The organism is Acinetobacter sp. WC-743, assembly GCF_000335555.1.
In the GTDB taxonomy this organism is placed as follows: domain Bacteria; phylum Pseudomonadota; class Gammaproteobacteria; order Pseudomonadales; family Moraxellaceae; genus Acinetobacter; species Acinetobacter bereziniae.
In genome coordinates this window covers 1-16,166 of the sequence record NZ_AMFQ01000034.1, presented here as the reverse complement: position 1 = coordinate 16,166, position 16,166 = coordinate 1, and the positions used below count along the sequence as shown (strand labels likewise).

Genomic DNA, 16,166 nt, shown 5'->3' with positions numbered 1-16,166 from the left:
CTTAGATGAACGCTTAATTGTGCAATCTTAAAGCGAAACCTATATTAATCATAAACAAGGCTTATTTTTCCAACTAAGCCTTGTTTAAATTAGTGTGATTTGTTCCAAGTCATGACTTTAAATAATCCAAACATCAAGCAAATCCAAATTGGAATTAAAATGACGGACTCTTTAAAGCCTTGTGTCCACATGATATATAAAATCATCACGATAAAAGTCAAGACGAGATAATTACTGAAAGGCGAAAATAACGCAGGGAATTTAGTCTGAGTACCTTCTATCTGAGCTATTTTTTTAAACTTTAAATGGGTAAAACTGATAATTGCCCAATTTAAAACCAACGCAGCAACAGCCATATACATAAGATGGCTCAATGCTTGTTCAGGTATAAAATAATTCAGCAAAACGCAACCAAAAATAAGAACTGAGGAGAATACCACCGCAGGCACAGGTACGCCTTGTTGCGTTACTTTGGCAAAAATCATAGGTGCATTACCTTGAATAGCAAGTCCGTGGAGCATACGGCTATTGGCGTACATACCACTGTTATAAACAGAAAGTGCTGCGGTCAAAATAATAAAATTGAGCAGATGAGCTGCCCATTCAATACCAAGCTGACTAAAAATCATCACAAATGGACTTTTGTCCAAACCACCCAAATCAAGTTGATTCCATGGTATCAAAGACATGATGATGGCAAGAGAAGCGATATAGAAGATTAGGATTCTAAAAATGACTTGATTGATGGCTTTAGGAATACTTTTCTCAGGATTTTCTGCTTCAGCAGCAGTCATACCAATCAATTCAATACCACCAAAAGCAAACATTAAAAAGGCAAGCATATAAAATAACCCTGAAAATCCATGCGGGAAAAACCTGCCGTGCTGCCATAGGTTACTAAAACTTGCTGTTGAATCTGCGCCTGCTGTAAGTAATAAGTATAGTCCAAACACAATCATTGAAATGACGGCAGTCACTTTGATAATGGCTAACCAAAATTCAGATTCACCATAAAACTTAACATTGCCTAAATTAAAGCCTGTAACCACGATAAAGAAAAATAAAGTGGATACCCATGCAGGTATATGTGGCCACCAATAATGGATGTATTTGGCGATTGCGGTGAGTTCAGTCATCGCGACTAAAATATAGACGACCCAATAATTCCAGCCAGATAAAAAGCCTGGAAATCTTCCCCAATATTTCTGTGAAAAATAACTAAAAGAACCAGCCACTGGCTCTTCTACAATCATTTCCCCCATTTGACGCATAATTAAAAATGCAATCAAACCCACGATGGCATAGCCCAAAATAATCGAAGGTCCAGCAGATTGGATGACTTGTGCAGAACCTAAAAATAGTCCAGTACCCACAGCGCCACCCATAGCGATCAATTGGATATGACGATTTTTAAGTCCACGTTTTAATTGGGGGGAAGAGTGATTCAAAATACAATGCGCTGACTAAAAACCGGTATTGTAATAGATAGATGATCAGCCGCCTAGTTCGAAAATACGCTCAGTGCATGGATATTTTGGGTGAAAATTAAATTATATTTACATTGCAAAAAACTCATTTCAAATTGACTTGAGTTGGCAAATGCAGCACCACTTGTGCATCCTCAACAACATCTAAGCGTAAGATGGTGGATGCATCTAATTCATTTAATAACTGACTTAGTGGTCCACCATGACGAATCAATTTAACATGTTTTGGCAAGAGTTTTTGAGTGAATGAAAGTGTGTTGGTCAAAACCTGAGTTTGCTGCCATTGATGATCAACTTGATGCAACATCGTTGTTTTACTGATTCGAGATTCTGGTTTTAGTTTCTTTAATTTCGGTGTTGTTGTCGTTAAACTAAGATCTGGTTGACCTATAGTATCTGTGAGATATGCATGGATTGTCGATGTATTGATATTGACATGAATTTCAGTCAGCCATTTAGGAAGTTGATAGCCATGTACTCCTCTGATACGTGCAATTTCAGTATCTACAGGGAGCGCGACAACATGAGCATAGAAATGACGTTGACGCATGGAACGGAATAATTCTAAGGCATGTGAACCTTTTGCTTGTGGTTGGCGTACAACAATTGCGACTGAAACTTCGTTATATGGGTCATTATCACAAACATCATAATGGAAAAATGTCAGTGCCACTAAGCCATAACCAGGGAGTGCTTGCAGTGGCTCTAATGGTTGTGGAAGTTTATTTCTAAGTTGTCGAATGGGTGCCAACATTAAAAGTTGAACATTAGAACTCTTATAATAGAAATTCGGCGCCCAAACCAGTCCGACTCTTGATGCTATTTGCTTCTTAGGAATTTTTCGAAAAAAATCGATATTTCCAACAGTAGCGTCTTGAGCGACTTGATCCAAATCGGGATTCATCCTAAAGCGATCATAATATCCACCTGATGGGACTTTGACCTTATATTGTCCAAATTCAACTTCAGTAAACTGCTTATCAGTATTCATTTTAGTTAACCTTTACATGGGAAGCAGGACTAAACCATATGGATTGAGTGGCTTAGAGCTTGATGTAATCACTATAAGTTTGAAGTGGACTTTAAGGTCAAGTCGAAAAATATAACAAATAAATATGCTTGGGAAGCATGTTGCAAGATTGTAAAGTGAAGACCTTTTTTAAAAACTGGAATTTAAAAATAAATTGATAGCGATCAAGGCTCAAACATAAAACCGTTATTTTCAACTGATTTTTTGATTTACATTTTTGCTATCAGGCGATAACTAAAAGTGTTGACCATCAAGTTTACTTTAATCTTAGTATTGAAATTTAATCCAACAATTCATTTCCAATAGGAATGGGATTTGTACGCATTGATTAAAACATAGATCAACAATTGAAATGTAAATCTCAAACGGGAGAAATAAGCATGGCATATGTTACAACAAAAGATGGTGTGGAAATTTTCTATAAAGATTGGGGACCGAAAGATGCACAAGTTTTGTTTTTTCATCACGGATGGCCGCTTAGCTCGGATGATTGGGATGCACAATTATTGTTCTTTTTAAATGAAGGCTTCCGAGTCGTTGCCCATGACCGTCGAGGACATGGGCGATCAAGTCAGGTTTGGGATGGGCATGATATGGATCATTATGCGGATGATGTCGCAGAAGTGGTTAAGCATTTGCGAATAAAGAATGCTGTACATATTGGACATTCTACTGGCGGGGGTGAAGTTGTACATTACATAGCACGACATGGAGAGGAGAATGTTGCTAAAGCCGTCTTGGTCAGTGCAGTACCACCATTAATGTTAAAAACAGAAAATAATCCAAACGGTTTAGCTAAAGAAGTTTTTGATGATTTACAAAGTCAGTTATTTAAAAACCGTGCGCAGTTTTATTACGATTTACCAGCCGGTCCTTTCTACGGATTTAATCGTCCAAATAGCAAAAGGTTAGAGCCTGTGATTTTAAATTGGTGGCGTCAAGGTATGATGGGAGGTGCAAAAGCACACTATGATGGCATCGTGGCTTTTTCCCAAACTGACTTTACGGAAGACCTTAAAAAAATTTCAGTGCCAGTTTTGGTCATGCATGGCGATGATGATCAGATCGTACCCTATGAAAACTCAGGTGTTCTTTCTGCGAAACTTGTTCAAAATGGTACATTAAAAACCTATGAAGGTTACTCACATGGCATGTTGACCATTAATGCTGATGTGATCAATCCAGATCTTTTAGCATTTATTCGTGCTTAATCAAATCGACATGAATTTAAAATAGAGGCAGTGATGTCTCTATTTTTTTGCTCGGTTGATGTAGTAAGGAGAAGAATAATCTCATCTAAAATTTAATTTAAGTATTTGAAATTATTTTTAATTTAATTTTTAGTCTGATTTTTAAGTGTATTATTTAATATATTAAATTTCATTGATAAAAACACACAATATTTGATCTAAATTTTGCGGCTCGTAATACAATAAAAAGGAAGTATTAATGTATGCTTTGTTTATTTTTTGTTCATATTGGGGCATTCAGTTATTTGCTAAGAAATAGCATGATTTTTATACATTAATAAGTAATCTATTCAATTCATTGAGCTTTTTAACTTGTTTATTAAAACTTCAATCTAAAGTCAAAATCACTTGAATTATGCTTGTTTACAGCTCAGTTACAAAAAAATAATAATTTAATTAAAACTGAAAAATCAATTTAATGATTATTTAAGATATTAAAAAATATAAATAAATAATTGATCTCAAAAATTGATAGTTTTGCTAGGAATCGTATCTCTTTCTTTAAAAAGTGTGACATTGTTTACATTTTTGTCTGAGTGTGCATAATACACATCGACCAACACTAATCATTTTTGTTTGTATAGGACACTTGGTATGAAAAAGATTTTTTTAGCGGCATCAGTTGCAGTTTTAGGGGTTTCTAGTGCTTTTGCAGCAGATGGTACAATTACAATTAACGGTTTAGTTACTGATAAAACTTGTGACATCGTTACACCACAAGGTAAAGACTTTACAGTAAGCCTTCCAACTGTATCTAAGCAAACACTTGCTAAAACAGGTGATGTTGCTGGTCGTACTCCTTTCACAATCAACTTAGCAAACTGTTCAGAAGGTAAAGTTGCAACTTACTTCGAACCAGGTTCAACTGTTGACTTCGGTACTGGTCGTTTAAACAACCAAAATGCTACTGCGAACGGTGCTAAAAACGTTCAAGTTCAACTTTTAGGTTCTAACAACCAATTCATTCCAGTACTTGCTGCTGGTGCTTCTGGTGCGCAAACGAACTCTCAATGGGTAGACGTTGCTGATAAAGGTTCAGCTGATCTTAACTACTATGCTGAATACTATGCAACTGACGCTTCTGCTGCTGGTAAAGTTACAACTTCAGTTCAATATACTATTATCTATCAATAATTTTTATTGAATTGTGCAGAGCTAAAGTGGGTCAGCCCACTTAGCTCTTTTACTTTATTTTAGGTAGAGATAATCGTTATGTTCTTGAATCATTCCTTTTTTAAAAAAGGTTTACTGGCACTTTTAATTCCGTTTGGTGCAGCAAATGCTGAAATCATTATTCATGGTACTCGTGTGATTTATCCATCTGATTCACGTGAAATTACCTTACAAGTGAGTAATAACGGAAATAATCCTGCATTGGTTCAAGCATGGATTGATGAGGGGGATGCTAAATCTACACCTGATCAATCAAAAGCACCTTTTATGATTGCACCACCGATTTCACGGGTGGAAGCAAAAAAAGGACAGTCTTTACGTATTAGCAGTATGCCTAAAGCAAATGAATTAAGTAAAACTCAAGAAACGTTGTTTTGGTTGAATATTTTGGATATTCCACCGAAGCCTTCCGCCAAAGATCAAAATGTTGTGCCAGAGAACTTTTTACAACTCGCGATTCGTTCACGTATTAAGTTTTTCTATCGTCCGAGCGGAATTAAAGAAGATGCTGCTTTAGCACCTGAAAAGTTGCAATGGAGCAGTAATGGAACACAGTTGGCAATTAAAAACCCGACGCCATTTTATATTACCTTGACTTCGATTATGCAAGATCAGTCAGGTAAACGCGTTGATTTACTTGCTGAAGGTTTAATGTTGAAACCGTTTTCTGATGGAACTGTGAACTTAAAAGGTTCGAATGTCGCAAAAATGACTTTCACCACAATCAATGATTATGGTGGTCGTGTAGAGCGCAATATTAAATTGCCTTAAATTGGCAAGGCTTTAAATTTCACTGTGATGCGTCATTTAAAGCACCTTTGAATAATGATGAAACACCTTTAATCATTCCATTTAACTGAGAGTAAGCGAATTAAAAACCTATTCATTTGTCAATAGGCAGACTTCTTTATGCAAAAAAATGAACAAAGCTATAAGTGGATCAAGCGACATATTCGTTATTATGTGGCTTGTGGCGTGATTACACTTAGCATTCCAGCTCTAGTTAATGCAACTGAAACTGACTTAGACGGGACAGAACAGTCTCCGACTGCTGCAGAAGCAGAATTTGATTCGGCTTTTTTAATTGGCGACGCTAAAAAGATTGATGTAAATCGTTTTAAATATGGTAATCCTGTTTTATCTGGCGATTACAATGTCGATATTTATGTCAATGGAAATTGGTTTGGCAAACACCGTATGGTGTTTAAAGCCACTGAAAATAATCAAAATGCCTATACCTGCTTTAACTCAAGCCAACTTTTAGAATATGGCGTTAAAGCAGAAGTATTAAAAAAAGGCGAAAGCACTTATCCAACTGGATGTCAGAAAATTGAACAGTGGGTAGAAGATTCGTTTTATGAATTTGATACCTCACGTTTACGTGTTGACATCTCTATTCCACAAGTGGCTATGCAAAAAAATGCACAAGGCTATGTTGACCCAAGTGTTTGGGATCGTGGCATTAATGCTGCATTTCTTTCTTATAATGCCAGTGCCTACAAAACTTTTAATAAATTGCAGGGTGGTGAAGAAACCACCAATGCCTTTACTTCAGTAACTGCTGGGGCAAATTTAGCGGGTTGGCAATTTCGTCACAATGGTCAATGGCAGTGGCAAGATCGAACAACGGTTGATCATACTTCTAAATCAAGTTATGACGCGATCAGCACTTATGTTCAACGTGCGTTTCCTCAATACAGAGGTGTATTGACCTTAGGTGAAAGCTTCACTGATGGTGAAATCTTTGATTCATACGGCTATCGTGGTGTCGATTTCTCCAGTGATGACCGTATGCTTCCAAACAGCATGATTGGTTATGCACCACGTATTCGCGGCAATGCAAAAACCAATGCAAAAGTCGAAGTACGTCAACAAGGTCAACTTATTTATCAAACGACGGTAGCGCCGGGTAGTTTTGAGATTAATGACCTCTATCCTACAGGTTTTGGTGGTGAGCTAGAGGTTTCTATTTTAGAAGCCAATGGTGAAGTTCAGCGTTATTCGATTCCTTATGCATCTGTTGTACAAATGCTACGTCCGGGAATGAGCCGTTATTCTGTTTCAATGGGGCAATTCCGTGATAAAGATATCGACCTTGATCCATTTATCGTACAGGGTAAATATCAACGCGGAGTCAACAACTCAATTACAGCGTATGGTGGTGTACAGTTCTCTGAAGATTATTCAGCTGTGACACTAGGAAGTGCATTTGCTACACCGATTGGTGCAGTCGCACTCGATGTGACACACTCTCAAGCTGATTTTGAGCGCCGTAAAAGTGAAAGTGGGCAAAGTTTCCGAATCAGCTACAGTAAGTTGATTACCCCTACAGATACCAATTTAACTTTGGCGGCTTATAGATACTCTACTGAAAACTTCTATAAGTTACGTGATGCTATCTTAGTTCAAGATTTAGACAAGAAAGGCATTAGTTCTACGCATGTTGGCAAACAGCGTAGTGAATTTCAGATCACGTTAAATCAAGGACTTCCAGAAGGCTGGGGAAACATGTACGTGACAGGTTCATGGGTAGATTATTGGAATCGTCAAGAAACGACACGTCAATATCAGGTCGGTTATAGCAATTCTTACCGTGGTTTGACTTATGGCTTGTCAGCGATCAATCGTAATATCGAAAATAAAGCCACAAAAGTAACCAGTAATGATACTGAGTATATGCTGACATTATCATTGCCATTGTCGTTTAAGAAAAGCTCAGCCAACTTAAACTCAATCATGACGCAAGATAATGCCACAGTGGGTGTGAGTGGTGTGGTTGGTGATCGCTTTAACTATGGTACGTCTGTATCGACGCGTTATGGCGACAATCCAAGTGCTAACTTGAATGCACAGTATCGTACAAACTATGCAACTGTAGGTGGTTCTTATAGTGTTGCTGATGGTTATGAACAAGCAATGTTGACAGCACGTGGTAATATTGTTGCACATCCTCAAGGCGTATTGTTTGGACCTGATCAAGGTCAAACCATGGTCTTGGTTTATGCTCCTGAAGCAGCGGGTGCAAAAGTCAATAATGCGACCGGTTTAAGTATCAATAAATCAGGTTATGCCGTTATTCCATATGTGACACCTTATCGTTTAAATGACATTACACTTGACCCAGAAGGCATGTCTGCGGATGTTGAATTGGATGGTACCAGCCAACGTATCGCCCCTTATGCAGGTTCAATTTCACAAGTCAGTTTTGTGACTAAACTGGGTAAGGCAATTTATATTCACAGTATGAAAGAGAATGGTGACACGCTACCTTTTGCAGCAGAAGTATATGATACAAAAGGGGAAAATGTCGGTATGGTTGCGCAGGGCAGTATGGTTTACTTGAGAACCAATACCACGGCAGATACTGTAACGGTTAAATGGGGCGAAAATGCCGATGAGCAATGTCGCATTCAGTATGATGTTTCGGCGCAAGCAGCAGACAAAAAGCAAAACATGATCATGGCGGAAGGTGTGTGTCAATGAACTATAAAGTTTTAAACAGTGTATTCTTGCTTTTAGCTGGAGCAGTCAGTTCAGGGGCTTATGCTGCTTGTATACCTGATCGAGGGTTCTCAACAGTAGATGTCAGCATGGCAGTAGGACGTGTGGTTGTTCGACCAAGCGATGCTGTTGGCAAAGTTTTGAAAAAAGCGTCTTTTCCAATCAAACCGAATGGGTCAACCTATAGTTGTGGCAGTTCTGGTACGCTTGAGGCAGTTCATACTCAAAATTATTCATTGAGCCCTATCGGTAATTCTGTTTTTAATACCAATATTGATGGTATTGGTATCCGTTTATATCGAGAAGCACCGTCAGCTCCAGGTTTTGCTGATTATTATCCTTACCGACGTACTGCAACGGGTAGACGTGTTTTGGCTGAAGGTTTTTTTATTGTTGAAATTGTAAAAACTGGAACTTCTACAGGCTCGGGTGCACTCGTTCCGGGTACATATAGTAGCTATCGTTCAGCAGATCGCCCAAACCCACCTTGGTTAACCAGTACAGTTTATGGCAATGCCATTACCATTGCTTCGTCTTCATGTGAAATATTAGGGAATATCAATAAAACGGTAAACCTTCCAACCGTGAATAAAGCTGATTTCAAAGGTGTCGGTTCTACCCAAGGCGAACAAGCATTTGACCTGAACATTTTATGTAATGGCGGTAAAAATCCAACAGGTTATGAAGAAACCAATAAAATTAGCCTAAGTTTTGATTATGATGCGGTGAGTAGTAGCCTGCAGAATGTACTTGCCAATACTAACGCTACTGGAACCAGTGCTTCAGGTGTGGGCGTACAATTGCAGTCTCAATATAAGAATGCCAATCGTGTAATTGCTAAAAATGACAAGCTGGAATTGGGTACTTTAAAGTCAAATGACAACATTCAATACAATGTTCCAATGACTGCACGTTACTATCAAACAGCAACCAAAGTGACCCCCGGAAAAGTCCGAGCTATGGCAACCGTCACAATTGAATATGATTAATTGAAGTAAATCATATTTTACTTCAATTATTTTTTTATTTATCCACTGGATAATCTTGTATTAATAATGAGGTTATGTAATTAATTAACTACACCATTTCTTTAAAGGGGATTGAGATGGAGTTAATTAAAAAATTAGCCTTTTTATTAATAACATTTAGTATATCGATTTTAAGTTTAAATGCATCTGCTGAGGAGATCATGTTTTACGGGGATATAGTAGAATTTACCTGTGAAAGAGATTCAAATAATTCAAATTGCAAAATGATTGATAGCACTGTTGAAGCGATTAAAAGCAAAGCAAACGTTGATAGCCTTAGCTTTAACAGCTTGATTGAAAAGCAAGGCAATAGCATGGTTCACCTCAATATAGAAGATTTAGAAAGTGATCTACATAAAATATTGGTTGTGGATTATTATTAAATAGAAATTATGTTAATTGCATCACGTTTATTTTAATATTTATATTATGTTTGGCTTTAAATATGGTTTAGTTTTTAATTAGATTATATTTAAAGCGCTTTTTAATATATTTGTTGAAGTAAACATTATTGAATCGGTGGAACTATTCTTTTTAAAATATCCATAAAAGTTTTTAAAATAATATTAACATTTTTGCCTTTATGTGTAATAAGACATATAGGTGTACTATAATGCATAACATTTTGCATAATAGGTTTCATAAAGCCATCTACGACCCATTTTCTCGCATAGTGATCGGGTAAAAAACCAATAAATTTACCAGTCAGTATAAGAAAAGCGATTCCTTCTCGATCACTTGCAGTAGCAGAACAGTTTAATAACTGATGTAACTTCATTGCTTCTGGGCTGATGGCATAGTTTGGAAGCACTGTATTCCATTGCTTGAGGTCTTTTGGGGTGATTTTACCTGTGTGGTTGAATAAAGGATGATTTTCCCCACAATATAAAAATGAGTTTTCTTGATATAAATGAAAGTAATCCAATCCTGACAGTGGACTGACCAAGGGAATGGCACCTGCATGTAAACGGTTATCTAAAACACGACATTCGATATCGGACAATGTACTCATGCTGATATTGATCACCACTTCTGAATTTTCTTCAGCGAGTTGCGCCAAAGATTTGGTGATATAAGCACTTTGCATGGTGACCAGATTATTAATGATCCCAATGTTGAATTCACCTTTCAATTGATTGTGCATTTGATTGATTTTGGCACGAAAGTCTTCAATCGAGGCGGTCAACATTTCAATGTATTGTAAAACCTCACGCCCTTCATCGGTAAGTGCAAAGCCCGCTCGCCCCCGTTGGCAAAGCCGAATACCTAAACGATTTTCAAGATCACTCATATGTAAACTAATCGCAGATCGGCTAATGCCAAGGATACTTTCGGCAGCAGTAAAGCTGTGGCAATCACATACTGTTTTAAAAATTTTAAGCAACTTTATATCAAAATCAGTCACTTGGTTTAATTTTTTCGGTTTCATTTAGTTTTACTTTTTTATATCTAAACTCAAGATAATTTGAATTTATCAAAACTATATCGCTTTGTACACTCAAGACATAACCCTAAAACAAGAAGAGTGATTATGTTTGAGATCGATACATCAACTGACCGTGACTATGTAGCGGAAGCAAGTCAATCCAATACGCAGATGAATTTGAACTATCAAGCTTACTGGATGCCGTTTTCTGCAAATCGTAATTTTCATCAAGATCCACGTATGATCGTTGGGGCACAAGGATCGTATTTAATTGATAGCCATGGGCGTGAAATTTATGACTCATTGTCAGGTTTATGGACCTGTGGTGCAGGGCATACGAGAACTGAAATTCAACAGGCAGTCAGTCAACAGCTGGCGAAATTGGATTATTCACCGGCATTCCAGTTTGGTCATCCTCTGGCTTTTCAATTGGCTGAAAAAATTATTCAGCATATGCCTGAAAAACTACAACATGTTTTCTTTACGGATTCAGGTTCAGAATCCGCAGATACCGCGATCAAAATGGCACGCGCGTATTGGCGAATTCAAGGAAAACCAAGTAAGACCAAATTGATTGGTCGAGCGCGTGGTTATCATGGGGTAAACGTTGCAGGTACCAGTTTAGGTGGCATTGGCGGGAACCGCAAAATGTTTGGGCAATTGATGGATGTTGATCACTTGCCTCATACTTTACAATCCGATTTGAGCTTTACCAAAGGCTGTGCAGAAACTGGTGGCGTGGCGTTGGCGGATGAATTGCTCAAGCTGATTGAGTTGCATGATGCTTCTAATATTGCAGCAGTGATTGTAGAACCAGTGTCTGGCTCGGCAGGCTGTATTGTGCCACCTACAGGGTATCTACAACGCTTAAGAGAAATCTGTGATCAACACGATATTTTACTTATTTTCGATGAAGTCATTACGGGTTTTGGACGTATCGGAAAATGGACTGCGTCGGAATATTTTGGAGTGAGCCCAGATATATTGACCTTTGCTAAACAAATTACCAATGGTGCAATTCCTTTAGGTGGCGTGGTGGCGAGCCATGAAATCTATGATGCCTTTATGCAACAAGATCTGCCTGAACATGCGGTTGAATTTACCCACGGCTATACCTATTCAGCGCATCCAGTCGCGTGTGCAGCAGCATTAGCAACCTTGGATGTACTTGAAAAAGAAAATTTAATTTCTCAGTCTGCACTTTTAGCCCCAAGTTTTGAAAAACTGATTCATGAATTAAAAGGTGCACCTCATATTCTTGATATTCGTAACTGTGGATTAATCGGTGCCTTACAATTAGCCCCTCGTGATGGAGATGCGACAATTCGTGGCTTTGAAATAGGAATGAAGTTGTGGAAAGCAGGCTTTTATGTTCGCTTTGGTGGTGACACCATTCAATTTGGACCGATGTTTAACAGTACCGAAGCACAGCTATCTCGATTAATGAATGCTGTTGGAGATACCTTATACCAAGTGAAATAAGTTTTGTAGATGAAATCAAAGCTCATGGAAAATGACGGTAGACAAGGAAAAGTGATGAATAATTTAGAAAATTTTAGTCCAGCATCATCAGATACAGGTTTTACAGAAACAATCGAAACGGTTGATGTCGTTGGACATTTTATTCAAGGTGGTCTGGTTGCTAAGACCACCAGAAAACAAGCTGTGTATCATCCAGCAACAGGTCAGGTTAGCAAACAGGTAGCACTTGCTGATACTGCACTGGTCAATCAAGTCGTTGAGCTTGCGCAGCAAGCATTCCCGGAATGGCGTGATACACCTGTGATTAAGCGAGCGCGAGTAATGTTTAAGTTTAAACAATTACTTGAAGAAAATGCGGACAAACTCTGTGAATTAATTGGACAGGAACATGGCAAAATTTGTCATGATGCCAAAGGTGAATTGCAACGTGGCATTGAAAATGTTGAATATGCTTGTGGAGCACCTGAATTTTTAAAAGGTGAATTTTCAAAAAATGTCGGTCCAGATATTGATTCATGGAGCGAATTTCAACCTTTAGGTGTGGTTGCTGGAATTACCCCATTCAATTTCCCTGCGATGGTGCCACTGTGGATGTTTCCAATGGCAATTGTCTGTGGCAACTGCTTTATTCTGAAACCCTCAGAAAAGACTCCTTCCGCAGCCCTATATTTAGCTGAATTGTTGAAACAAGCGGGTTTACCAGATGGTGTGTTCAATGTGGTCAATGGTGATAAAGAAGCAGTCGATGCTTTGCTCCATCATCCAAAAGTACAAGCCATGAGTTTTGTTGGTTCTACCCCGATCGCTGAATATATTTATCGTACAGCAACCTCAACAGGCAAACGTTGTCAGGCATTAGGCGGTGCAAAAAATCATGCCATTATCATGCCCGATGCGGATATTGATAATGTAGTCAACTCATTGTTGGGTGCTGCTTTTGGCTCATCTGGTGAGCGTTGTATGGCATTGTCTGTCGCCGTGGCAATCGGTGATGAGGTTGCCGATCTTGTGATCGAAAAACTCAAACTGGAAATGCAACAGTTAAAGTATGGGCACTATGCCGATGAGCAAAATGACTTTGGACCGCTCATTACACAAGCACATAAAGAGAAAGTAGAAGCTTTTATCCAAAGTGCTGAACAACAAGGTGCTAAAATTGTTGTGGATGGACGCAATGCGAAGCCATTAGGTTATGAAACAGGTTTTTTTGTTGGTCCTACTTTGATTGATCAAGTCTCATCAGAAATGGTCAGCTATCAACAGGAAATTTTTGGTCCTGTTTTACAGGTGATCCGCGTAGCAACCATGCAAGAGGCGATGCAATTGATTAATGAGCATGAGTATGGAAATGGAACTTGTATCTATACACGTGATGGAGAGGCCGCACGTTATTTTACCAGCCATGTTCAAGTAGGTATGGTGGGCGTAAATGTACCATTGCCTGTACCAGTCGCCTACCATAGTTTTGGTGGTTGGAAGCGTTCATTGTTTGGTGACTTATATGCTTATGGTCCAGATGGTGTGCGTTTTTATACGCGTCGCAAGACCATTACCCAACGTTGGCCCTCAGCTCAAATCCGTGAGTGCAAACAATTTGCAATGCCAACTTTAAATTAGCGTTGCGATCCAGAGAGAAAATCCTTGGTTTTCTCTCTTTATTTTTAATAGGAATTTAAAAATGTAATTCACAGTTTTATAAAAGCATGACCATTTTTCAGAGCGTTGTGACAAAGCTCAGATTTGAAATGGAAACTGCTGCTGATTATTTTAAGGAATAAAATATGAATAGTGCAAAAACAACAAAACTAGGTGAAGGACTTTCCAACCGACATATCACGATGATTAGTATCGGTGGTGTAATTGGTGCAGGTTTATTTGTTGGTTCTTCTGCTGCAATTGCAAAGGCGGGTCCTGCTGCTGTACTTGCTTATATTATTACCAGTGTGATCGTTTTTTTAGTGATGCGCATGCTTGGAGAAATGGCCGTAGCTCAACCAGATACAGGTTCTTTTTCTACCTATGCACGTAAAGCGATTGGTCCTTGGGCAGGTTTTACTGTTGGATGGTTATATTGGTGGTTTTGGGTCTTGGTGATCCCGATTGAAGCGATTGCAGGTGCTGAAATTTTACATGCTTGGTTTCCACAAGTCTCCAGTGCGATTTATGCTTTTGCATTTATTATTTTACTGAGTCTTGCCAACTTCTTTAGCACAAAAAGTTTTGGCGAGTTTGAGTTCTGGTTTGCTTTAATCAAAGTGATTGCGATCTTGTTGTTTATTGTGATTGGTGCAACAGCAGTATTTGGACTTTGGCCTTTGGCTCGAGATGTAAGTGGTGTGGGAAATTTATTTTCCAATGGTGGATTTATGCCTCATGGCATGGGCGGTGTGTTGTCAGCGATCCTAATATCTGCATTTTCATTTTTTGGTATTGAAATCCTCTCTATCGCAGCAGCCGAATCAAAAAATCCAAAGGAAAAAATTAAACGTGCGACTAATTTAGTGCTCTATCGTATTATTTTATTTTTTGTTGTCTCAATCTTTCTTGCTGTTGCTTTGGTCGATTGGCGTTCACCCGACTTACAAAAGTTAGGTACATTTCAGTATGTATTAGTGAGCCTAAATGTCCCTCAAACTAAATTGATTATGGATATGGTGGTATTCATTGCGGTTGCGAGCTGTATGAATGCGGCGGTTTATACTTCTTCACGAATGCTGTTTGCTTTGGGAGCACGCAACGAAGCACCAAGACTGGTTACTCAAATTAATGGTTCAGGTGTACCGACGATTGCTGTATTTGCTTCGACTTTTATTGGCTTGATTTGTTGTGCTGTGAATTATATGTTCCCAGGGCAGGTTTTTGGCTTCTTACTGTCAACTACAGGCTCTATTGCTTTGGTGGTTTACTTGGTGATCGCTGTTTCGCAATTGCGTTCACGACATCAGTTGGAAAAAAGGGGTGCGCAGATTAGCTTTAAAATGTGGATGTTCCCTTGGCTGACTTGGTTTGTAATTGCCATCATCATGAGTGTGTTGTCTTATATGTTTTTATCACCACAGTACAGTTATGAAACAACCTTGTCCTTGGGTGTAACTTCTATCGTAGTGATATGTGGTGTACTGGTGACCCGTAAGAATAAAACAACCAAAAGAGTAGTCGTACAAGTAGATTAGAGACTTTGCTCCAGTTTGGTCAAAAGATCAAACATTGCTAAATTGAGTTGATCAAGCTGTCAGAATTTATCCACTTTGAAGCCTCTATTCGTTGGCTGATAAAGTGGATAAATTTTATTTAAAAAATAGGGCGTGTTGACACTTTTAGATTAAAAAATAGCGAAGTAGTAAAATTAAATCGCCAAACCCAATTCTACTATTCGCTATGCCTCGTACCATGTTAACAGATCAACACTGGCAAAAGTTGAAAGCTATTTTGCGTAATTTATCCATTCATCTCAACTCAAATTTAAGAAATTTTATTGAAGCGATTCTTTATAGGATTAGAACTGGGTGCCCTTGGCGTGATATCCCCACTTGCTTTGGACAACCGAACTCTATTTTTAAACGTTTTAATCGCTGGTCAAGTAGTGGTAAGTTACTCACTATATTCAAATTATTATCGCTGAATACAGATATGGAATGGCTGTTCATCGATGGTTCTCATATTCGCGCTCATCAACATTCAGCGGGTATCGCTGATCAGGCAATCTCTAAAAGTGCTGGAGGAAACTCCTCCAAAATACATTTAGTGTAGATTCAAATGGGAATCCTATTGATTTCATTATTACTGATG

12 protein-coding genes and 1 pseudogene are annotated in these 16,166 nt (G+C 38.4%); 10 read left to right on the top strand and 3 right to left on the bottom strand.

From position 1 onward, the window contains the following. Window positions 1–89 precede the first annotated feature (89 nt). Together ACINWC743_RS04700 and ACINWC743_RS04695 are read right to left on the bottom strand one after the other, a co-directional pair. Entirely contained in the window at window positions 90–1,448 is a 1,359-nt protein-coding gene (locus ACINWC743_RS04700) for an amino acid permease (RefSeq protein WP_080972015.1), read from the bottom strand. A gap of 124 nt (window positions 1,449–1,572) precedes the next feature. Continuing rightward, window positions 1,573–2,478 carry an acetoacetate decarboxylase family protein gene (locus ACINWC743_RS04695; RefSeq protein WP_009584551.1) on the bottom strand — a complete coding sequence of 302 codons (906 nt, stop codon included), beginning with the start codon at window positions 2,476–2,478 and terminating at the stop codon, window positions 1,573–1,575. A gap of 419 nt (window positions 2,479–2,897) precedes the next feature. Here ACINWC743_RS04695 and ACINWC743_RS04690 point away from each other — a divergent pair, with 419 nt between their 5' ends. From ACINWC743_RS04690 to ACINWC743_RS04665, 6 genes are all read left to right on the top strand, one after another. Further along, window positions 2,898–3,728, top strand: a complete 831-nt coding sequence (locus ACINWC743_RS04690; protein WP_009584556.1) for an alpha/beta fold hydrolase — start codon at window positions 2,898–2,900, stop codon at window positions 3,726–3,728. Between the two features lie 633 nt (window positions 3,729–4,361). Continuing rightward, a complete protein-coding gene (locus ACINWC743_RS04685) occupies window positions 4,362–4,901 on the top strand; it encodes a fimbrial protein (RefSeq protein ID WP_009584595.1) in 540 nt (179 codons plus the stop codon). Between the two features lie 78 nt (window positions 4,902–4,979). Further along, window positions 4,980–5,711, top strand: coding sequence for a molecular chaperone (locus tag ACINWC743_RS04680; protein ID WP_004829024.1), 732 nt, complete (start codon window positions 4,980–4,982; stop codon window positions 5,709–5,711). A 138-nt stretch (window positions 5,712–5,849) separates the two neighbouring features. Continuing rightward, a complete protein-coding gene (locus ACINWC743_RS04675; protein WP_009584550.1) occupies window positions 5,850–8,423 on the top strand; it encodes a fimbria/pilus outer membrane usher protein in 2,574 nt (857 codons plus the stop codon). Next, window positions 8,420–9,430 carry a fimbrial protein gene (locus ACINWC743_RS04670; RefSeq protein ID WP_009584552.1) on the top strand — a complete coding sequence of 337 codons (1,011 nt, stop codon included), beginning with the start codon at window positions 8,420–8,422 and terminating at the stop codon, window positions 9,428–9,430. Before ACINWC743_RS04675 ends, ACINWC743_RS04670 begins: the two co-directional genes overlap by 4 nt. A gap of 116 nt (window positions 9,431–9,546) precedes the next feature. Then, window positions 9,547–9,852 (top strand): hypothetical protein, encoded by a 306-nt coding sequence (locus ACINWC743_RS04665; protein ID WP_004829019.1) that lies wholly within the window; start codon window positions 9,547–9,549, stop codon window positions 9,850–9,852. Between the two features lie 125 nt (window positions 9,853–9,977). Here the strand turns inward: ACINWC743_RS04665 and ACINWC743_RS04660 are convergent, their stop codons facing one another. Beyond that, entirely contained in the window at window positions 9,978–10,898 is a 921-nt protein-coding gene (locus ACINWC743_RS04660; protein ID WP_009584594.1) for a LysR family transcriptional regulator, read from the bottom strand. Window positions 10,899–11,000: 102 nt separating this feature from the next. Here ACINWC743_RS04660 and ACINWC743_RS04655 point away from each other — a divergent pair, with 102 nt between their 5' ends. The 4 genes and pseudogenes from ACINWC743_RS04655 to ACINWC743_RS04640 form a co-directional block, all read left to right on the top strand. Further along, the gene (locus tag ACINWC743_RS04655; protein WP_009584561.1) at window positions 11,001–12,377 is read left to right on the top strand and encodes an aspartate aminotransferase family protein; all 1,377 of its coding nucleotides are present in this window, start codon (window positions 11,001–11,003) and stop codon (window positions 12,375–12,377) included. A gap of 51 nt (window positions 12,378–12,428) precedes the next feature. Further along, entirely contained in the window at window positions 12,429–13,994 is a 1,566-nt protein-coding gene (locus ACINWC743_RS04650) for a CoA-acylating methylmalonate-semialdehyde dehydrogenase (RefSeq protein WP_010590982.1), read from the top strand. Window positions 13,995–14,158: 164 nt separating this feature from the next. After that, on the top strand, window positions 14,159–15,550 hold the full coding sequence (locus tag ACINWC743_RS04645; RefSeq protein WP_009584577.1) for an amino acid permease: 1,392 nt from the start codon (window positions 14,159–14,161) through the stop codon (window positions 15,548–15,550). Between the two features lie 205 nt (window positions 15,551–15,755). After that, window positions 15,756–16,166 (top strand): annotated as a pseudogene (locus ACINWC743_RS04640) (IS5-like element ISAbe13 family transposase); the annotation flags it as partial.